The following is a 20337-nucleotide window of genomic DNA, read 5'->3' on the forward strand; positions in this document are numbered from 1 at the left end:
CGCCGAACCTGTTAACGAGTTCGCAGCACGAAGCCGGAGCCGCGAACGTTGTGGATCAGCTGCGTCTCGCCGGGGCCGTCGACCTTGTGACGAAGGCGGCCCATGTGCACGTCGATGAGATTGGTGGTTGCCGGAACGAATTTGTAGTTCCAGACCTCCTCGAGCAGCATCGCCCGGGTCAGCAGCTGATCGCTTCGGCGCATCATGTATTCGAGCAGGCGGAATTCGCGCGGCAGCAGATCGATCTCGCGCTCGCCTCGCCGCGCGGTCCGCTCGATCAGGTCGAGCTCCAGCGGCCCGGCGCACAACGTGGTCTCGCGGCTGTCGATCGGACGCCGCAGCAACGCCTCCACCCGGGCGACGAGCTCGATCAGCGCGAACGGCTTGGTGAGATAGTCGTCTCCGCCGACGCGCAACCCGCGCACCCTGTCGTCGACCGCGCCGAGCGCGCTCAGCACCAGGACGGGCGTCCTGACCTGGTCCTTGCGCAAGGCCTCGATGACGGTCAGCCCGTCCATTCCGGGCAGCATGCGATCGACGATCAGGGCATCGGGAGACGATTCACGCGCCCGATCGAGACCGCCGATTCCGTCGGGCGCCCATCGCACCTCGAACCCGCGCTCGGTGAGTTCGGCCACGATCGCGTCGGCGGTCTCGGCATCATCCTCGATCAGGAGAATCCGCGTCATTGTGCTGGTTCCACGTCCCGCGAGGCCTCGAGACCGGCGGCGAAGCATGGGCTCGGTGATCTGCGACGACATGTTCAATGCCCGCCCGGGCCGAACACGCGAGGCAGGACCGGCATGCGACGCACCGCTGTCTCGCGACAGAAGTAATCCTGCGTGGGATAAAGCACCATTAAATTGCATTTCAGAGCGCCCGGCAGCACGGTCACTGCTGGCGGCGGCGCGAAGGCGATCGAATGTGCTGTCGCAGTGATCATCTCTCATCTCCATGCAGCGGGACGCTCCAGCAGATATGTCTTCAGCGAGGCTGCTGTTACGCGCCAGGATCGAAACGTTGCGAGTTTGCACGATCGTGCTTGCCGGCAAGGACGGGATCACGGTCCATTGAACACGGGTGAGCAATTCGTGCGTTTTGCCGCCGCGCGTTCGTCCGCACCTCCTTCACAGGCCGGCTTGGACTGCCAGCTTTCATCAAAGGAGAAGCCAAATGACCACTCTCAAGCTCTTGTCGACCGGACTGATCGCAGTCGCCATGCTCGGTGGACCCGCCATGGCGCGGGAGCGCCATACCGACGTCCGCCCATCCGCAATGCAAGCCGATCCGGTTGCATCGTACGGGTCGGTCTATCAGACCGGCCGCGGCTGCGTTCCAGCGCCGCGTGTCGGCGCGTTTGCGACGGCGCCGTGGACCGGCAACAACGTTCCCTGTGAGCCGGGCACCGGCAGCTTCTGATCCCGACGACGTCGCGGCCGGCCGGGCGAGTGCGTCGCTCGGCCGCCGCCTTTCACGATGGGGTCGAGCCTGACGTTGACCCCGTCCACGCTCGGTAATCGCGTCGGCGGATCACCTCGCCGATGCGCAGCGCCCCGCTCCTGAAATCGAATTCAGTGGGATTGCCGCACGACCTTCCTATCTTCCCTTCCAGACAGGATTTGCTGGCGGCACGACGCTGAGGCGACGGCATTGGCCGCCGGGCATCCGGACACGAAAGGAGCCCCTCATGAAACGAGCATTGATGATCATGGCGACAGTGGCGCTTGCCTCAGCACTGGCGGTCGGAACGGCCGAGGCACATGGCGGCGGTGGCGGTGGCCACGGCGGCGGTGGCTTCGGAGGCGGACATATGGGCTTTGGCGGCGGCCACATGGGCTTCGGTGGCGGCGCGCATTTCGGCGGCATGGGACATGCCGGCGGATTCGGCGGCGGAGCCCGATTCGGCGGCGAGCACCTCGGCTTCGGCCATCATGTCGCAGCCGGCGGCTTCCGGCAGCACGCGTTTCACCGTCTTGACCGCTTCCGGTCCGGATATGGATTCTACGGCTATCCGGATTGCTATGACTGGTACGAGCTGCATCCGGCCCAACCCTTGCCGCTGAGCTGCAGCTAGGTCCGCGTGCACCGCGCCGATCGGTCCGGACCACGCAAGCTCGCGGCCCGGATCGCTCGAACTGCGCGCGCGAAGTCCACACAGCACCCTACGGGTGGAACCACTCCTCGGCGTGCCTGCGCAGTGGTCGCAGATGCCGTACCCATCGCGGTCAAGCCGCTCCTGCGACCCTCTTCAGGTGCATCGCTGCGAAATCGAGATACCAATCCAGACAGCCGGGATTGGCCATCGCTTCCCTGTTGATGACCTTCTGCACGGGCTGGCCGAGCAGCAGCTTCTTGATCGGCAGTTCCTGCTTCTTGCCGGACAGCGTCCGCGGAATCTCGGCGACGGCGAAAATCTCGTTCGGCAGAAAGCGCCGTGACAGGCTGGACTCGATCGCCTTGTTGATCTTCGCCTGCATCGCCGCATCGAGCGCAATGCCGTCGCGCAACACAACGAACAGCGGCATGTAACTGTCGCGGCCGAGATATTCGAGATCCACGACGAGGGAGTCGAGCACCTCGGGCAGCGACTCGATTGCGGAATAGAGCTCACTCGTACCCATGCGCAGGCCGTGCCGGTTGATGGTGGCATCACTGCGGCCATAGATGATACAGGAGCCATCCGGATTGACCTTGAGCCAGTCGCCGTGTCGCCACGCCGGACCGCGCCCGCTGCCGTCGAAATCGTCCGGATAGGTTTCGAAATAGCTCGCGCGATAGCGCGCCCCACCCTCGTCATTCCAGAAATAGAGCGGCATCGACGGCATCGGCTCGGTACAGACGAGCTCGCCGACCTCGTCGATGACGGCGTGCCCCTGTTCGTTGAAAGCCTCCACGGCCGCGCCCAGCAGCCGGCACTGCATGGCGCCCGGCGTCTGCGGCAGCTCGCGGTTGCCGCCGATGAAGGCGCCGGCGAAATCGGTCCCTCCCGAAATGTTCGCCCACCAGATGTCAGCCTGCGCCTTGCTGCCGTTCGTCTTCGACAACGCAGCGAAGCGCGCGTTGAACCAGGCCTGCGTGTCGGCGCTAAGGGGCGAGCCGGTCGAGCCGAGGCAACGCAGCTGCGAAAGATCGCCGGCGGCAGCAAGGTCGATCTCGGCCTTGGCGCAGTTCGCGAAAAACGCCGCGCCCGCCCCGAAGAAGGTCGACTTCGATTGCGCGACGAAGCGCCACAGCGTGGTCCAGTCCGGCTTGTCCTTCGCGCCGGCCGGGCTGCCGTCGAAGATGCAGCAGGTGGTCCCGCTGAGCAGGCCGCCGACCTGGCTGTTCCACATGATCCAGCCGGTCGAGCTGTACCAGTGATAGCGTTCGCCGAAGGAATTCTGGTGATAGGAGCAACCGATGTCGTTGTGCAGCCCCAGAAGCGCGAGCACCACGATGATGATGCCGCCATGGCCGTGCACGATCGGCTTCGGCAGGCCGGTCGTGCCGCTGGAATAGACGATCCAGAGCGGATGATCGAACGGCAGCCAGATCGGCTCGAAGGCATCGATGGCCGCGCCCGTTCTGGCGAGAATGTCGGAGAGCAGCGCGTCCGGTGCCGCAGCTGCGCCGGCTTCGCTGTGCAGGATGACGTGCTCGACGGTCGGCAGGGACCGCCTGAGCTCGCCGACGACGTCGCGACGGTCATGCCGCCGGCCGGCATAAGTGACGGCGTCGCAGGCGATCAGCACCTTCGGTTCGATCTGCTTGAAGCGGTCGATCACCGCAGGCGCCGCCATGTCGGGCGCACAGACGCTCCAGATTGCGCCGATGCTGGCTGTCGCCAGGAACGCAACGATGGTCTCGGGGATATTCGGCAGATAGGCCGCGACGCGGTCGCCGGGGCACACGCCCTTGTCCTTCAGATCGAGCGCGAGCGCCGCTGCCTTGCGCCGCAGCTCCGGCCAGCTCGTCTCCGTGAGACTGCCGTCCTCACCGCCGCTGACGATGGCGGGCAGCCCGGCTGCGTCTGCTGCCGCGACATGCCGGAACACCTGCCTGGCGTAATTCACCTGCGCGCCGGGAAACCACACCGCATTCGGCATTTTGCGCTCGGCAATCACGGCGGCAAACGGCGTCGGAGATTGCAGATCGTAATAGTCCCAAATGCTGCGCCAGAACCCGTCGAGATCGCGCACCGACCATTGCCGCATCTCTTCGTAGCTCGAGAAGACAAGGCCGCGCGTATCCCCGAGCCATTGACGATACAGGGCCATTTGAGGAACGTAGGGAGCTGCCATCATCAAATTCCGAAGGTTCATGGATTGCGAGAGCTGCAGCCGAACTCGGGACGTGTGCGCTGTTGCACCCGTTGAACGATCCGTCTCACAATAGGTTCAAACCTCGAGCCACTCCTGGCGAACCGCCGCGTTCGCCCTGAGTTGGTCCGGCGTGCCTTCAAAAACCACGCGACCGTGTCCCATGATGTAGACGCGCTTCGAGATGCGCATCGCGATCGATAGCTTCTGCTCGACGAGCAGGATCGCGACCCCGGCTTGCGCGATGCGGACGAGGAGGTCTCCCACCTGTTGCACGATCAGCGGCGCGAGCCCCTCCGTCGGCTCGTCGATCATGATGAGATCAGGATCACCCATCAACGTGCGGCATGTCGTCAACATCTGCTTCTCGCCGCCCGAGAGGACCCCAGCAGGCGCGTCGGCGCGCGCGGCGAGGTTGGGAAACATGTCGAGCATGTCCTGCAGCCGCCATTTGCCCGGTCGTCGCGTGTCCTTGATGCCGAGCAAAAGATTCTGTCGCACCGTCAAGCTCGGAAAGATGTCGCGATGCTCGGGAACGTAGCCGAGCCCGAGGCGCGCGATCTTGTAGCTCGGCAGGCCCGCAATGTCCTTGCCCTTGAAGCGGATCGTGCCCTGCGGAACGACCTCGCCCATGATCGCCTTGACCGTGGTCGAACGCCCGACTCCGTTGCGGCCGAGCAGGCTCACCACTTCGCCAGCGGCGACATCGAGGTCAACGCCCTGGAGAATGTGGCTCTTGCCGTAATAGGCGTGGAGGTTCCTGACTTCGAGCATCAGTGTGCCTCCTCGCCAAGATAGGCTTCCCTGACCTTCGGATCGCGCCGGATCTCCTCGGGAGTGCCCGAGGCGATGATATGACCGTAAACCAGCACCGAGATGCGGTCGGCAAGGCCAAACACGACGCTCATGTCGTGTTCGACGATGACCAGCGTTCGCCCTTCGGTCAGGCGCCGGATCAACGACACCGCGCGCTCCGTCTCGGCGTGGCTCATTCCAGCGGTCGGCTCATCGAGCATGACGACGGTAGCGCCCCCTGCGATCGTGATGCCGATCTCCAGCTCGCGCTGCTCGGCATATGTCAACAGGCCGGCCGGAACGTCGCGGCGATGCGTGAGGTGAATGTCTTCGAGAATCCGCGCCGTCCGCTCGCGCACCTCAGGCAGGCTGTCCACGTTCTTCCAGAACGCGTAGCGATGCCCGGTGGCCCACAGCACGGCGGAGCGGACGTTTTCCCAGACCGTCATGCGGGCAAACACGTTGGTGACCTGGAACGAGCGCGACAGCCCCCGCCGGTTGATCTCGAACGGCTGCAGGCCGGAGATCACGTCGCCATTGAGCCGGACCTCACCCGAAGTCGGCTTGATATGCCCACTGATCAAATTGAACGTCGTCGACTTCCCCGCGCCGTTCGGACCGATGATGGCGTGCCGTTCGCCCTGCGCGATGCTGAGGTTCAGGTCGCGAATGATGCCAACGTTGCCGAAGCGCTTCTCGACGGCGCGGACTTCGATGGCTGCAGTCATGCCAGATACCCCCGATCACGCGCGACCGTGGCCGCCCGATCCCACGCTTCGCCAACCCGCCGCCACGTCAATCGCGCGATGACGAAACCACCGGCCACGAGAACCGCTGCGGCAATCCAGGTGGCCGGAGACTTGGGATTGAAGGCGATGCCGAACAGGTTGATCGCACTGGCCTCCCCGCCGGAATGACGCGCGATCGTCTCGATCACCAGAATGACGCCGCAAGCGAGCGCCACGGTCGGCACGATCGCGACGAGATAGGACGGAATCACCGTCCATAACGATTCGGCGCGAAGGAGCGGCCGGTGCATCATCACGAGCCCGGCGATGCCGCCGGGCGAGAACATCACGATGCCGATGAAGATGATGCCGAAATAGAGCTGCCAGACGCTGGTAACGCTGGTCAGCCCGAGCTGCAGATAGGTCACCAGGATCGCGCCGAGAATGGGTCCGAAGAAATAGGCGGTACCGCCGATGAAGGTTGCGAACAGCACCAGGCCGGACTGGATCGCGCCGAGATAGGCCGAATTCGCGATTTCGAAGCTGATCGCGGCAAGCCCCCCGGCGATGCCGGCGAAGAATCCTGCAAAGCAATAGGCTAGATAACGAACCACGTGAGGATCGTAGCCGATGAACTGGACTCGTTCCGGATTGTCACGGACGGCATTGCTGATCCGCCCCAGCGGGGTTCGGGTGAGTGCGTACATCGCGATCGCCGAGACCACCAGCCAGAACGCGATCAGATAATAGACCTGGATCTGCGGCCCGAACGTCCAGCCGAACATGCGCGGCAGCGCTGTGCGGTCCGTCGTGATGCCGGCTTCGCCGCCGAAGACCGACCGGAGGATCAGAGACGAAGACGCCACCAGCTCGCCGATGCCCAGCGAGATCATGGCGAACACGGTGCCGGCACGCTTGGTCATGAGCCAGCCGACGAGGATAGCGAACCCGAGGCCACCGAGGCCGCCGAACAATGGGATGAACGGAAGCGGGATCGGCCAGCCGTGGGAGACGATCGCGTTCATCACATGGCAGGCCGTGAAGCCGCCGAGACCGTAGTGCACGGCATGGCCGAACGACAACAATCCGGTCTGTCCAAGCAGGACGTTGTAAGAGAGCGCGAACACGATCGCGATCCCGATCAGGCTGAAGGACGTGAGGGAGCCGCCGGACGAGAACACCAGCGGCAGCACGATGAGGACGATCACGCCGGCCAGCCAGACGCCGTAGAAGCGCAGGTTCTCGCCGGCCGCGTTCGCTGCGGGTCCCGATACCGATGTCGTTGCCGTAGTCATGATTCGCGCGTCCCCATCAGGCCCATGGGGCGAACGATCAGGATGATGACCAGCAGAAGATAAGGAATGATCGGCGCGACCTGTGCGATTGTGACGTTCCAGATGTCGGAAAGAGCGGAAGGTCCTCCCGCCGAATCGAGCGGACCGAAGACGCTGGCCAGCGAGCCATTCAACGCCACTGCAAAAGTCTGCACCAGGCCAATGACGAGCGAGGCGACGAAGGCGCCGGGCAAGGAGCCGAGGCCGCCGAACACGATGACCACGAACAGGATCGGCCCGAGCGCGGCCGCCATGTCGGACTGCGTCACCAGCGCCGGTCCCGCGATGACACCGGCAAGGCCTGCGAGCGCGCTGCCCACACCAAACACCACCATGAACACGCGCCCCACATTGTGGCCGAGGTGTCCGACCATGTGAGGATGCGTCAGCGCCGCCTGCACGATCAGGCCGACCCTGGTACGCCTCAGCACCAGCAGAAGCGCGACGAAGATGACCACCGATACTGCGAGCATGAAGATCTTGTAGGCGGGATAATTGGTGGAGAAGATCGTGAAGGCTGGGAAGTCAAGCAGCGCCGGCACGCGATAGTCGACCGGGCTCCTGCCCCAGATCATTGCGACGACCTCTTCGATCGCGAATGCGAGGCCAAAGGTCAGCAGCAATTCCGCGACATGTCCATGCTTGTGCGTGTTGCGCAGTCCGTAGCGCTCGACCGCCATGCCGATCGCGCCGACCAGGAGCGGGGCGAGCACGAAAGCCGGCCAGAACCCGATCCATTTCGTCAATTGAAAGCCGAAGAAGGCGCCGAGCATGTAGAAGCTGGCATGGGCGAAGTTGAGCACGCCCATCATGCTGAAGATGACCGTCAGCCCGCTCGACAGCAGAAACAGCAGCATGCCGAACAGCACACCGTTCAGGGTCGAAATGACAATGAGTTCTAGCACAGCGTACTCGTGAACTATCCGGGGCAGGGCCCCGGTTTCCATCCAGGAAGCATTTCGGCCGCCACCTGCCCGCGACGAGAGTGCCGCGGGCCGGCGGCGTGTATGGCCCTTACGGTCGCGTCATCTTGCAGGTCGTGGTGACCATGGCCTGCGGGGTATCGACCTTGCTGACCAGGTGCCAGCCCCAGCCGGTGTTCTCCTCGTCGAACGGCTCGTTCGCGGCAAGCTTGCCGAAGGAGGAGATGTAGATTGGCTGGAAGAACTGATGGTCGTCCTTGCGCATGAAGCCGGTACCGCCATCCAGGACCTCGAACTTCAGGTCCTCGAGCGCCGCCGCCACCTTCACGGGCTCAACCGAGTTGGCCTTCTCGGCCGCGGCCTTGAACATGCGCATCTCGTTGACCGCACGCGGATACCAAAGCGACATGTTGACCTTGGCACGGAAGGCCTTCTCGTAATCCATCGCGGGCTGGTGGCCCGAATTGGCAAAACCTTCCGTCAGCTGGAATACCTGATGGTCGAGACCCGTCTGCTTGATCGCGGTCGGCCCACCGGCGCCACCCGCATAGTAAGTGTACCAATTGACCTTCAGACCAGCATCAGCGGCGGCCTTGAGCAGCAGCGCGATGTCCTGACCCCAGTTGCCCGTGATGACGCTGTCGGCACCGGAAGCCTTGATCTTGGCGATGTAGGGCGAGAAGTCCGTGACCTTGAGCAGCGGATGCAGTTCGTCGCCGACAATCTGGACATCAGGCCGCTTCGCCGTCAACATCTTGCGCGCATCGCTGCGTACCGACTGACCAAACGAATAGTCCTGGTTGATCAGGTACACCTTCTTGATCGAAGCGACGTCCTTGATGTAGTTCGTCAGCGCCTCCATCTTGATGTCGGAGCTGGCATCCCAGCGGAAGTGCCAGTAGCTGCACTTCTCGTTGGTCATGGCCGGATCGACGGCCGCATAGTTGAAGTAGAGCACTTCCTTGCCGGGATTGCGCGTGTTGTACTTCGTGACGAAATCCTCGAGCGCCAGGCCGACGGACGAACCATTGCCCTGGGTGATGTAGCGAACCCCGGCGTCGATCGCCTTCTGGGCTTGCACCAGGGCCTCCTGCGGATTGGTCTTGTTGTCGAAGGGCACGATCTCGACCTTACGGCCCAGGATGCCGCCCTTGGCGTTGAGCTCGTCAGCCAGGTACTGGAATGTCTTCAGACCCCCCTCACCCACGCTGGCGCCGCCACCGGAGAGTGGATCGATGTAGCCGATCTTGACGGTATCCTCCGCCCGTGCCGCATGGCCGAGCATCGGGGCGATCACGGCGGCGGCCAAAATCAGTCTACGCATAATGTTTCCTCACTGATTGTCGACTTTAGTCGATGCATGCATGCGTGGATCGCATGCACGGTTTGGACGGACACTGAGCAGAATAAACTCGGGCTGACAAGCTCGCTCCGACATAGCTGCGGCCGCAGGTACGACAAAATGTAAAAGCACGGGTAGCCCCATGACCAAATGTTCCCGGTCGTCGCGCGCCCGACCTGCCCCGCAGCCGGCATGCCGAGCCGTCTTGTCCAAGGCTGGACACGGTTGATCCAACAGCTCAATAGAGGGTGACTGGCCGGGCCAAATCGACAAGAGTGTCGTCCAGGGCCGCAACGGAGAGTTTCATGGCTGAGAACGCGCGTTCGACGATTCGGTCGCTCGACCCCCGTGACAAATGGTCCGAGCTGTCGCAGGCAGAACGCAATGCCGCCTATGACAACAACGCGGCGGTCAAGAACAGCGTGGCCCTGATCGCCGAGCGCAACGAAGCCTCCAGCCGGCTGCGGGGCACGCTGAAGTCCCACCTCGACCTGCCCTATGGCGAGCGGGCCAACAACAAGATCGACCTCTACCCCGCCGCCAAGCCGGATGCGCCCTGCCTGGTGTTCCTGCACGGCGGCTATTGGCAGCGCAATTCGCGCGAATTATTCGCCATGCTGGTCGAAGGCGTCGCTGCGCATGGCTGGTCGGTTGCCATCCCCGGCTATTCACTGGCGCCCGAGGTGTCGCTGACCGATATCGTCGGCGAGATCCCGCGCGCGCTCGACTGGCTCGCCGCACATGGTGCGTCCTACGGCGTTGCCGGGCCGGTCGTGCTGTCGGGCTGGTCCGCCGGCGCCCACCTTGCTGCGATGGCGCTGGATCATCCGCGTGTCCATGCGGGGCTCGCGCTCTCCGGCGTCTACGATCTCGCGCCGATCCGCGATACGGGGTTGAACGACGCGCTGAAGCTGACGGACCAGGAGATCGCCACGCTGTCGCCGCTGCGCCTGCCCGTCACCCAGAAGCGCCTCGACATCGCCTATGGCAGTAACGAGCTGCCGGCGCTCGTCTGTGATTCAATCGATCTCTCCGACAAGCGCGTGGCGGCGGGAGCGCCGGGCAAGCTCATCTCGGTCGAAGGCGCCGACCATTTCACCATTCTCGAGGCACTGCGCCGGCCGGACGGCATACTCGTGGACGCTGTTCGGCGATTGCTGGATTAAAGCTACGAAAACAACCCCATGCACAGTAGAGACCCCGTTGTTTTCAAAGGCAATTTTTTCGAAGACCAATCGACACCGTCGTGATCGCTTTGACTCGTCGGGCAAAACAGGGGCATGATGTCATCATCGCCCCGGCTGCCGCCCCTGCATCTCAATCCAGATTCGCTCGCCCGTGATCCGCACCGGATAAAGCCGCAGCGGCGGGCTCGGCCATCCCGCGGTGATTGCCCCATCGCGCAAATCGAACGATGCCGCGTGACGCGGGCAATACAGCCGCCCCGTGCTCACCTGCCCCAAGGCCAGATCCGCCTGTTCGTGCGGGCACGCACGTTCGCAGGCAACGACATTGCCCTCGTTCCAGATCACGAGCAGGTCGCGCCCGGCGACGCGGACGATCACCTCCGCCTTCAGCCGGTCGAGATCGCAGACGTCAATCCACCCGGCGCCATCACCCACCGAGATAGGCCTTGCGCACATGCTCGTTCGCGATCAGCTCGCTGCCGGCGCCGGACAGCACGATGCGGCCGTTCTCGAGCAGATAAGCATGATCGCACATCTCCAGCGCGGCGAAGGCGTTTTGCTCGACCAGCAGCACCGTGGTGCCGGCATCGCGGATGGCCCGGATGATCGCAAAGGTGCGCTCGACGATGTTGGGCGCAAGCCCGAGCGATGGCTCGTCGAACATGATCAGCCGCGGTCGCGACATCAGCGCACGCCCGATCGCGAGCATCTGCTGCTCGCCGCCGGACAACGTGCCCGCCGCCTGCCGGCGTCGCTCGGCAAGCCGCGGGAATTCCGTATAGATGCGGTCGCGGTCGGCCGCGATCTCGCCCGAACCGCGACGGAGGTAAGCCCCCATGTCGAGATTCTCCTCGACGGTCATGTGCGGAAACACGCGCCGCCCTTCCGGACAATGCGCGATTCCGCTCGCCAACACGCGCGGGGGCCTCGCCCCGGTGATGTCGATGCCCTCGAACCGCATCTGGCCGGAGCGCGGCGGCACCAGCCCGGAGATCGCACGCAACGTCGTGCTCTTGCCGGCGCCGTTGGCACCGATCAGCGCGACCAGCTGGCCGGCCTTCACGTCCAGCGAGATGCCGCGCAGCGCGGTGACGCCGCCATAGCCACAAACCATCTCGCGAATCTCAAGCACGTCCCGCTCCATGTCCGAGATAGGCCTCGATGACCGCCGGATCGTTGCGGATCACATCGGGCGTCCCTTCCGCGATGATGCGGCCATAGTTGAGCACGACGATGCGGTCAGAGACCGTCATCACCATCGGCATGTCGTGCTCGACCAGGAGGATGGTGATGCCGCGGTCGCGGATGCTGCGGATCAATTCGACGAAGCGATGGGTTTCCGAGGCATTCATGCCGGACACCGGCTCATCGAGCAGCAGCATCGACGGTTCTGCCGCAAGCGCCAGTGCGACGCCGACGAGACGCTGCTCGCCGTAGGACAGTGAGCCCGCGGCATCGTGCGCGCGGCGTTCGAGCCCAACCCATTCCAGCAGCTCACCCGCCCGCTGCCGCAGCCGGCGCTCCGAGACGCGCGCGCCGGGCAGGCCGAGAATGGCGTCGATCAGCCGGACGCGGCCCTGTCGATGCAGCCCGATCAGGAGATTGTCGTGGACGGTGTCGTTGGGGAATACACTGGTGCGCTGGAAGGTGCGGATCAGGCCGAGATCGGCGATCTGGTGCGGCTTCAAACCGGCGAGCGCAGTGTCGCGATAGGTCACGCGGCCGGCGCTCGGCGTCAGGAAGCCGGTCATGACGTTGAAGGCGGTGGTCTTGCCGGCGCCGTTCGGCCCGATCAGGCTGACGATCTCGCCCTCGCCTACGGTGAAACTCATGTCGGATATCGCAACCAGCCCGCCGAAGCGGACGGCGACCTGGTCGATGGTCATGGCAATGCTGCGCGCCGTCATCACGCTGGTTCCTTGGCAGCGGTTTCCGCGAGAGTCACCGGCGCCGGCGACCGGCGCCGTCGCCGCTTCGCCAAACGCAGTGCGAGTGACGGCACGATGCCCTGCGGCAGCACGAACAGGATGGCGATCAGCACGCCGCCATAGGCAATCCATTGCGCTTCCGGCGCCATCACCGGACGGAGCGCGACCGGCAGCATTCCGAAGATGAGTCCGCCGACGACGGGCCCGGCCAGGGAGCCTTTGCCGCCGGTGATGACCATGATCACCATGGTGACGGTGTTGATGAAGGCGAACACTTCGGGGTCGATGATCCGGATGTAGTGGGCATAGAGGCTGCCGGCTGCGCCTGCGATCGCGGCCGAGATCACGGCTGCGATCGTCAGCGTCCTGGTCACGTCGATGCCGACGGAGACCGCCAGCGTCTCGTTCTCCATCAACCCGCGCATCGCGCGGCCGAAATGCGAGTGAACGAGGCGCGCGATCAGGAGATAGGCGATGAGCGCGACGACCAGCACGAGATAGTAGTTCTGCAGCTTGGTGCGCAGCGTCAGCTCGCCAAAGCCCGGCAAAGGCAGCGCGATCGAGGGAATGTTGGTCAGCGCCAGCGGCCCCTGCGTCAGCTCGACCCAGTTCAGCGCAACCAGCCGGACGACCTCGGCGAAGGAAATCGTCACGATGACGAAATAGGCGCCGCGAACGCGGAACGAGAGCAGCCCGACGAAATAGCCGCACAATCCAGCAATGATGATCGCCAGCACGAAGCCCACGATCGGCGGCCAGGGCGCGTGGACCAGGCGCACGTCTCCGGGCAGGCCGACATCGAAGCCGAGCGACGTCAGCGCGCTGACATAGGCGCCGATGCCGAAGAAGGCGATGTGACCGAGGCTGAGCTGGCCGGTGAATCCGAGCAGCAAATTGAGGCTCATCGCACCGATGACGAAGATCCCGGTCGTGATCAGCGCATTCAGCAGATAAGGATCGCGTAGCCAGAGCGGGACCGAGGCAAGCGCTGCAACGGCGAGAATGGTGATGGCAATCCTCATCCGACGCGCTCCGCGCGCGCGAACAGGCCCGTCGGCCGGAAGATCAGCACCGCAATGATGATCAGGAAGCCCATGGCATCGCGATAGCCCGACGAGACGTAGCCGGCGCCGAGCTCTTCGGCCAGGGCGAGGATGAAGCCTCCGATCACGGCGCCGGTGATGTTGCCGAGGCCGCCGAGGATGACGATGGCGAAGGCCTTGACGGCGGCGAGGTCTCCCATCTGCGGGAAGATGACGTAGACCGGCCCGAGCAGCGCGCCCGCCGCGGCCGCAAGGCTGGAGCCGATCGCGAAGGTCGAGGTGTAGATCATGTCCACGTTGACACCCATCAGCGAGGCCGTGTCGTGATCCTGGAATGTCGCCCGCATCGCGCGACCGAGGCTGGTCTTGTTGATCAGCAGATACGTCACGAGGATCAGAAGCGCCGCGGCGGCGAGCACGAACAGCCGCAGCCAGGACACCGACACCGGACCGAGCACCAGCGGCGCCTCCGGAAACGGCGTTGCCACTGATTTGGCGACGCCGCCCCAGATCCACAGCGTGCCGGACTGCATTGCGATCCAGGCGCCGATCATGACCAGCATCGTGGTGTCGATGTCGGAGCCGCGCAGCGGTCGTAGCAATGTCAGCTCGATGGCCGCCCCGAGCAGCCATCCGGCCAGCACGGCCACGGGCAGCGCGAGAAAGAAGTTCAGCCCGAGCTGCTGCACCACGATGAACATGATGTAGGCCCCGAACGTGTAGAGCACACCATGCGTGAAGTTCACGACGTTCATGATGCCGAAGATCAAGGTCAACCCGATGCCCAGCAGCGCATAGGTGCCGCCGAGCACGAGCATGTTGATCAGATGCTGGAGAAATTCGCTCAAGGCTGTTCCCGTCTGTTCTGGATGGCGGCGAGGGCCGCCCCAGTGATTTTATTGGCTATCGCATATGGCGTTCTTGAAAGACCGGGCGCGCGCCTCGTCCTTCGAGACGACCGCTTACGCGGTCCCTCAGGATGAGGCTAAGCGGTACCGGTGCCCGCCAAAACAGCCGCCACACACTCCGCCCTCATCCTGAGGGCCCGCCGGAGGCGGGCGTCTCGAAGGATGCGCCGTATGGGAGACATCACCATATGCGATTGCCCTGCCGGTGACTTAAAGCGTCTTCATCCCGACTTTGCCGTCGTTGATCTCGATGAGATAGACGTTCGGCTGGCTCTGCCCGCTCTCCTTGCCCTCGGGGCCGGACTTGCGGAACACGATGTCGCCGTTAAGGCCCTTGATGTTGATCTGCCAGAGCGCGGCCTTGATCGCGGCGGGCTCGGCCTTGCCGGCCTTCTCGATCGCGGCCGCCGCGGTGCGGATGCCGTCATAGCCGCGGAAGCTCTCGGTGCAGCCGGCGAAGTCGAAGCCGCGCTTCTTCCATTCCGTGATGAAGTAGTTGGTCGCTTCCGGATTCGGCGTCTTGTCCGGGAACCAGGGCAGGAAGGTCGTCAGATGCATGGTGCCGTTGGCGGCAGCTCCCGCCTGGGCGATGATCTGATCCGGATTCTGCGAGCCGCCGGTGGTGATGATCCGCTTCTTCAGGCCCAGCGCCGCGGCCTGCTTGAAGATCAGGGTGAGCTGGTCGACCGCGGTCGTGACGATGACCGTCTCGGAATCCGAGCTCTTGATCTTGGAGAGCTGCGCGCTCATGTCCTGCGCACCCTGGTCCATGGTCTCGACCAGGCCGATGCTGATCCCCTTCTCCTTCATCATCTTGCTGAAGTCCTCGGCGGTGCCGCGGCCCCAGTCATTGTTGATGACGAGGAAATCGACCTTCTTCAGCGCCAGCTTGTCGACGATGCCCTTGAACGCCGCAGCTTCCACCGCCGAGGGCGGCGAGATGCGGAAGATGAAGGGATTGCCCGTCGTCGTGATCTTGCCCGAGGACGAGGTCTCGACCACCATCGGGGTCTCGTATTCCATCAGCTTCGGCATCACCGCGAGCGTCAGGCTCGAGCCCCAGGCGCCCATCAGCACCGGCACCTTGTCGCTGGTGATCAGCTTTTCGGCGACGGCGGCAGCTTCGGTCGGGTTGCTCTTGTTGTCCTCGATCACGAGCTCGATCTTCTTGCCGAGGATGCCGCCCTTGGCGTTGATCTCGTCGGCGGCGATCTTGGCGCCGTTGACGACGTAAGTGCCTGACGCCGCGAACGCGCCGGTGAGCGGCTCGTTGACGCCGATCTTGATGGTCTGCGCCTCCGCGGCGCCACCGAACAAGGCCGTCGCCAGCGCGATTGTCTGAACCAGTCCGAGTGCTCGTGTCATGTTGTCTCTCCAATCCAACGCTGTTGATGTCTATGCAGTCCAGGCTTCGTCACTTCCGGTGTGCGAGCACACCGTCACCCCGCCTCGCTCCGGCGGCCAAAGATGCGGGCGATCCGTGCGCGCAAAACGTCCGACGCAATCGACCAGAAGCTCAGCTCCGCCGGCGTCCCCGGCCCTAACGGCACGCCGGACATGTGGCGATCGAGATTGGCGGCGAACTCCGCGACCAGGCGCCGGGCGAGATCCCGCACCAGGCCGGGACGGCCGATCTGGGCCAGCATTCCCGTGAGCGCGTAGCCGATCGACAGCTCGACCGCGGTCGCCGCACCGCCTTCGAGCGGCAGCAGGCGATAACGGATCTCGCCTTGCGTCGCCGAATGGCTGCGGTGGTCGGTGCCGATGCCGACGATGCGCCCGGAGAGCGTCGCGGGATCGCGCGCGACGCGCGCAGCCCCCTCGAAGGCCGCGGCGATCGGCCCGAGCTTAACGCGGATCGATCCTTCCACGCGCTCCGGCCGCGGCGGCGATGTCAGCGACACGCCGGGAAGGCAGGCGGCGATGCCCGCGATATCGTCGAACATCGCGAACACCTTCGCCGGGGCGTGCGGCAGCGTGAAGCGCTGGTCGAGAACGGTCGCCGGGGTGAAATCGGGAATGGTGCCGCGCGCGACGCCCTCGGACGCCGGAGCCGCCACCGTGTGCGCAGGCTGCGGGTCGTAGCGGCCGGATTCAGCTCGCCCCGAGCCGGCCGGACCGAGGACGGTCCTGCCACCGTCGGCGAGCGGCGCGACATTACGCGCACGCCTCGCCTCGATCACGGACTGCACCGCGCGCACGATGCCGACATAGCCGGTACAGCGGCAGAGATTGCCGCTGAGACCGACGCGAATGCGCCGCTCGTCGGCATCGGGCAGACGCAGCACCAGGTCGCGGGCGGAGACCAGCATCCCCGGTGTGCAATAACCGCATTGCAGTGCATGCTCGCGGGTGAAGGCGGCGCGCAGCTCGGTCGTGACCTCGTCCTCGTCGAGACCCTCGATCGTGGTGACGTCGGCGCCCTCGCAGGCCGCCGCATAGGTGATGCAGGAGCGCGCCGGCACGCCGTCGAGCAGCACGGTGCAGGCGCCGCAGACGCCATGCTCGCAGCCGAGATGGGTGCCGGTCAGGTCGAGCTTGTCGCGGACGAAATCGGCAAGGCTGGTGCGTGGCTCGGCCGACAGCTCCACAGCGCGGCGATTGACGTGAAGCGCGATCGTGCTCATGCCGCGGCCTCCTGGACGGCGCGCCTCAGCACGCTGACATGGATATGGCGTTGCGCGGCATCGTCGATGCCGGCCTTGGCCAGAAGGGCGTCGGCAACGCGGACATCGAAGCGCGGCTTGTAGTCGGCTGTGACGCGGCCGCCGAACAGCTCGCCAGCGTCGGTGATGACAATGGGGGTCGTGTCGATCGCGCCGATCACGATGCGCGCCGAAGCCGCGGCGGGATCGATCAGGACCGCGCCGATGGCATGGGCGAACTCGCCGGTCTTGCGGCAGCTCTTGGCATAGCCCCAATGCGCCGAGGCCGATCGCGTCGGCACATGGACCGCCTCGACGATCTCGCCCGTGTGCAGCGCAGATTCCAGCGCACCTACCACAAACGTCTCGACAGGCATCGCGCGCACACCGGCAAGACTGCGCAGCGTCACGCGTGCGCCCAAAGCGGCAAGTGCCGAAATCCAGTCCGCGGCGGGATCGGCATGGCTGAGCGAGCCGCCGATCGTGCCGCGGTTGCGCACGGCGCGATAGGCGATGTTGGCGGCGACGCCGCGCATGGCGCCGCGGGTCACGTCGGCCGCCCGCCCGTCTTCGATATCGGCATGGGTGACAAGGGCCCCGAGCACGAGCTCGCCGCCGGAAATCTCCGCGCTTTTGAGTTCGGCCAAGCCGGAAATATCCACGATCAGCTCCGGCTGCACCAGCCGCAGATTGAGCATCGGCCCGAGCGACTGGCCGCCGGCGATGATTTTCGCCGAGCCGCTGCCGGCTGCCAGCATCGAGAGCGCGGTGGTGAGATCGCGTGGGCGTTCATAGGCGAAGGGAGCGGGCTTCATGCCGCACTCCTTTCGGCCGCACGTGCGGCCAGCACGGCCGCGACGATCCGGTGCGGCGTGATCGGCGATTGCATCAGCTCGACGCCGAGCGGGCGCAGCGCGTCGTTGACGGCGTTGGCGATCGCGGCCGGCGGCGCGATCGCCCCACCCTCGCCGATGCCCTTCACACCGAACTGGGTATAGGGCGACGGCGTCTCCATGTGGTCGAGACGCGCGGCCGGGACCTCGGTCGGGCCCGGCAGCAGATAATCGGCGAGCGTCGTCGCCAACGGCTGACCGGAGGCGTCGAACGGCATTTCTTCGTACAGCGCGGTACCGATCCCTTGCGCGAGGCCGCCATAGATCTGGCCGTCGACGACGAGCGGATTGACCAGCACGCCGCCGTCCTCGACGATCACGTAGTCGAGGATCTCGACCTCGCCGAGATCAGGATCGACCGCGACCACCGCCGCATGCGCGGCGTAGCTGAAGGTGCCGCTGTCGCGCACCGGCTTGTAGCCTTGCGTCACCTCAAGCCCGCCTGGATCGACGTCGGCAGGTAAATCCTGCGGGCGGCGATACCAGGTATGGGCGATCGCCTTCAGGCTGACGCTGCCGTTGACGCCGCGCACCTCGCCGTTCTGTAACACCACCGAGGCCGGATCATGCTGCAACAGCTTGGCGCCGATGCGCCGGGCACGTTCGCCGAGCTCGCGGCAGGCGGTGGCCACCGCGCCGCCCGCCATCACCATCGAGCGCGAGCCCCAGGTGCCGGTCGAATAGGGCGTCATCGCGGTATCGCCGAGGATGATGCGGATCTTCGCGACATCCACCCCGAGGATCTCATGCGCGACCTGGGCGAGCGTGGTCTCCATGCCTTGCCCGTGCGAATGCACGCCGACGCGCAATTCGAGGCCGCCATCGGGCGTCAGCCGGGCCGAGGCCTGCTCATGGCCCGGCACCATCGGGATGCCCCACCCGGAATAGACTGAGGTGCCGTGCGCGGCCTGCTCGCAATAGATGGAGACGCCGACGCCGAGACGGCGGCCGTCGGCCTCGCCTCGGCCTTGCTTCGCGCGGATGGCGTCGAAGTCGATTGCGGCGAGCGCGCGCCGCATCGCCTCCGGATAGTCGCCGCTGTCAAAATGCTTCCTGGTGATGTTGTCGAACGGCATCTGCTCCGGCCGCACCAGATTGCGCAGCCGGACCTCGCCGGGCTCGAGCCCGGCCTCCGCCGCCACGAGGTCGAGCATCAATTCCAGCGCGAAGCAGACGCCGGTGCGCGCCACGCCGCGATAGGGCAGGATCGGACACTTGTTGGTGGCGACCGAGAAGGTGCGGCAGCGATAGGCCGGCATCTTGTAAGGACCCGGCAGGATGCTCGCGACCTGGGCGGCCTCGAGGCAGGCCGAGAACGGATAGGACGAGTAGGCGCCGGAATCCACGGTCGCCTCGCAATCGATGCCGCGCAGCGTGCCGTCGCGGTCGGCATAGACCGTGATCCTGTAATGGTGCTCGCGGCAATTGGAGCTGGCGACGAGATGCTCACGGCGATCCTCGATCCAGCGCACCGGATGGCCGCGCTGCATCGTCAGCCAGGACAGGCAGACCTCTTCGGGCAGCAAAATGCCCTTGTGGCCGAAACCGCCGCCGACGTCGGGCGAGATGACGCGGATCTGGCCCTCCTCCATGCCGAGGCATTCGGCAAGACCACTGCGCGTGATGTGCGGCATCTGCGCCGCGGAATGCAGCGTGAGCTGATCGAGCCGCCGGTCGAACGTCGCGACCACGCCGCGGCCTTCGAGCGGCGACATGCACTGCCGCGCGGTTGAGATCTCGCGCGTCACCTTGATCGGCGCATCCAGCGCAGCCGAGATGTCGACCTCATAGTTGGTTTCGAGGAAGACATTGTCGCCCCAATGCTCGTGCACCAGCGCCGAACCGGGCTCGCGCGCCTTCAGCATGTCGTAGACCGCCGGCAGCTCTTCGAGATCCAACGTCACGGACGCCGCGATGTCCTCCGCTTCGGCGCGTGTCGGCGCGAGGCACATCGCGACGAGCTCACCGACCTGCCGCACCTTGCCGGTTGCGAGCACCGGCTGCTCGGAAATCTTGAAGCCGGGAAGCCCCGAGACCGCGCGGATGGGCTTGATGCCGTCGAGATCGGCCGCCGTGAACACGCTGCAGCGATGGCGTTCCGGCACATGAATTCCGCGGATGCGTGCATGCGCCAGCGGGCTGCGCACGAAGGCGACGTCCTGAAGGCCGGCGAGCCTGATATCGGCGACATACTGGCCGCGGCCGCGCATCAGGCGGTCGTCCTCCTTCCGAGGCAGCCGCGCGCCCACGCCCTGCCCGGACTTGCCCGAAGGAAATTCTCGCTCGTTGCGCACGCCGGCGTTCTCCTTCACC

At 65.1% G+C, this 20337-nt stretch carries 20 protein-coding genes; 3 read left to right on the plus strand and 17 right to left on the minus strand.

All coding sequences use genetic code 11. From position 1 onward, the window contains the following. Positions 1 to 11: 11 nt before the first annotated feature. On the minus strand, positions 12 to 689 hold the full coding sequence (locus tag IVB23_RS06430) for a response regulator transcription factor (RefSeq protein ID WP_061882070.1): 678 nt from the start codon (positions 687 to 689) through the stop codon (positions 12 to 14). 74 nt (positions 690 to 763) lie between these two features. Further along, positions 764 to 943 carry a hypothetical protein gene (locus IVB23_RS06435; RefSeq protein WP_247802980.1) on the minus strand — a complete coding sequence of 60 codons (180 nt, stop codon included), beginning with the start codon at positions 941 to 943 and terminating at the stop codon, positions 764 to 766. A 230-nt stretch (positions 944 to 1173) separates the two neighbouring features. On the opposite strand from IVB23_RS06435, the gene IVB23_RS06440 reads away from it, so the two are divergent. Together IVB23_RS06440 and IVB23_RS06445 are read left to right on the plus strand one after the other, a co-directional pair. Further along, a complete protein-coding gene (locus IVB23_RS06440) occupies positions 1174 to 1419 on the plus strand; it encodes a hypothetical protein (RefSeq protein ID WP_131869978.1) in 246 nt (81 codons plus the stop codon). A gap of 268 nt (positions 1420 to 1687) precedes the next feature. Then, the gene (locus IVB23_RS06445; protein ID WP_247802981.1) at positions 1688 to 2074 is read left to right on the plus strand and encodes a hypothetical protein; all 387 of its coding nucleotides are present in this window, start codon (positions 1688 to 1690) and stop codon (positions 2072 to 2074) included. 151 nt (positions 2075 to 2225) lie between these two features. On the opposite strand, the gene IVB23_RS06450 is transcribed toward IVB23_RS06445, so the two are convergent. The 6 genes from IVB23_RS06450 to IVB23_RS06475 form a co-directional block, all read right to left on the minus strand. Beyond that, positions 2226 to 4280 (minus strand): acetoacetate--CoA ligase, encoded by a 2055-nt coding sequence (locus tag IVB23_RS06450; RefSeq protein ID WP_247802982.1) that lies wholly within the window; start codon positions 4278 to 4280, stop codon positions 2226 to 2228. Positions 4281 to 4376: 96 nt separating this feature from the next. Then, on the minus strand, positions 4377 to 5072 hold the full coding sequence (locus IVB23_RS06455) for an ABC transporter ATP-binding protein (protein ID WP_247802983.1): 696 nt from the start codon (positions 5070 to 5072) through the stop codon (positions 4377 to 4379). After that, a complete protein-coding gene (locus IVB23_RS06460; protein WP_061882066.1) occupies positions 5072 to 5821 on the minus strand; it encodes an ABC transporter ATP-binding protein in 750 nt (249 codons plus the stop codon). The genes IVB23_RS06455 and IVB23_RS06460 overlap by 1 nt, the downstream gene beginning before the upstream one ends. Continuing rightward, a complete protein-coding gene (locus tag IVB23_RS06465) occupies positions 5818 to 7116 on the minus strand; it encodes a branched-chain amino acid ABC transporter permease (protein WP_247802984.1) in 1299 nt (432 codons plus the stop codon). Before IVB23_RS06465 ends, IVB23_RS06460 begins: the two co-directional genes overlap by 4 nt. Continuing rightward, positions 7113 to 8060: a branched-chain amino acid ABC transporter permease gene (locus IVB23_RS06470; protein WP_247802985.1), complete on the minus strand. Its 948-nt coding sequence runs from the start codon at positions 8058 to 8060 to the stop codon at positions 7113 to 7115. Before IVB23_RS06470 ends, IVB23_RS06465 begins: the two co-directional genes overlap by 4 nt. A 109-nt stretch (positions 8061 to 8169) precedes the next feature. After that, positions 8170 to 9402 carry a branched-chain amino acid ABC transporter substrate-binding protein gene (locus IVB23_RS06475; protein WP_061882063.1) on the minus strand — a complete coding sequence of 411 codons (1233 nt, stop codon included), beginning with the start codon at positions 9400 to 9402 and terminating at the stop codon, positions 8170 to 8172. A gap of 323 nt (positions 9403 to 9725) precedes the next feature. Here IVB23_RS06475 and IVB23_RS06480 point away from each other — a divergent pair, with 323 nt between their 5' ends. Beyond that, positions 9726 to 10586, plus strand: coding sequence for an alpha/beta hydrolase (locus IVB23_RS06480; protein ID WP_247802986.1), 861 nt, complete (start codon positions 9726 to 9728; stop codon positions 10584 to 10586). Positions 10587 to 10709: 123 nt separating this feature from the next. Here the strand turns inward: IVB23_RS06480 and IVB23_RS06485 are convergent, their stop codons facing one another. From IVB23_RS06485 to IVB23_RS06525, 9 genes are all read right to left on the minus strand, one after another. After that, on the minus strand, positions 10710 to 11063 hold the full coding sequence (locus IVB23_RS06485; RefSeq protein ID WP_061882061.1) for a Rieske (2Fe-2S) protein: 354 nt from the start codon (positions 11061 to 11063) through the stop codon (positions 10710 to 10712). Next, complete coding sequence (locus IVB23_RS06490; protein ID WP_061882302.1) at positions 11035 to 11739, minus strand: ABC transporter ATP-binding protein; 705 nt, start codon at positions 11737 to 11739, stop codon at positions 11035 to 11037. The genes IVB23_RS06485 and IVB23_RS06490 overlap by 29 nt, the downstream gene beginning before the upstream one ends. Further along, the gene (locus IVB23_RS06495; RefSeq protein WP_061882060.1) at positions 11732 to 12514 is read right to left on the minus strand and encodes an ABC transporter ATP-binding protein; all 783 of its coding nucleotides are present in this window, start codon (positions 12512 to 12514) and stop codon (positions 11732 to 11734) included. The genes IVB23_RS06490 and IVB23_RS06495 overlap by 8 nt, the downstream gene beginning before the upstream one ends. Beyond that, positions 12514 to 13557, minus strand: a complete 1044-nt coding sequence (locus tag IVB23_RS06500; protein WP_061882059.1) for a branched-chain amino acid ABC transporter permease — start codon at positions 13555 to 13557, stop codon at positions 12514 to 12516. Before IVB23_RS06500 ends, IVB23_RS06495 begins: the two co-directional genes overlap by 1 nt. Further along, complete coding sequence (locus tag IVB23_RS06505) at positions 13554 to 14426, minus strand: branched-chain amino acid ABC transporter permease (RefSeq protein ID WP_061882058.1); 873 nt, start codon at positions 14424 to 14426, stop codon at positions 13554 to 13556. Before IVB23_RS06505 ends, IVB23_RS06500 begins: the two co-directional genes overlap by 4 nt. A gap of 270 nt (positions 14427 to 14696) precedes the next feature. Further along, positions 14697 to 15851, minus strand: a complete 1155-nt coding sequence (locus IVB23_RS06510) for an ABC transporter substrate-binding protein (RefSeq protein ID WP_247802987.1) — start codon at positions 15849 to 15851, stop codon at positions 14697 to 14699. Positions 15852 to 15925: 74 nt separating this feature from the next. Further along, a complete protein-coding gene (locus IVB23_RS06515) occupies positions 15926 to 17113 on the minus strand; it encodes a 2Fe-2S iron-sulfur cluster-binding protein (RefSeq protein WP_247802988.1) in 1188 nt (395 codons plus the stop codon). Further along, positions 17110 to 17946, minus strand: a complete 837-nt coding sequence (locus IVB23_RS06520; RefSeq protein WP_197965462.1) for an FAD binding domain-containing protein — start codon at positions 17944 to 17946, stop codon at positions 17110 to 17112. The genes IVB23_RS06515 and IVB23_RS06520 overlap by 4 nt, the downstream gene beginning before the upstream one ends. After that, the gene (locus IVB23_RS06525; protein ID WP_247802989.1) at positions 17943 to 20336 is read right to left on the minus strand and encodes a xanthine dehydrogenase family protein molybdopterin-binding subunit; all 2394 of its coding nucleotides are present in this window, start codon (positions 20334 to 20336) and stop codon (positions 17943 to 17945) included. Before IVB23_RS06525 ends, IVB23_RS06520 begins: the two co-directional genes overlap by 4 nt. Position 20337: the final 1 nt, after the last annotated feature.

The organism is Bradyrhizobium sp. 191 (genome assembly GCF_023100985.1).
Taxonomy (GTDB): Bacteria; Pseudomonadota; Alphaproteobacteria; order Rhizobiales; family Xanthobacteraceae; genus Bradyrhizobium; species Bradyrhizobium diversitatis.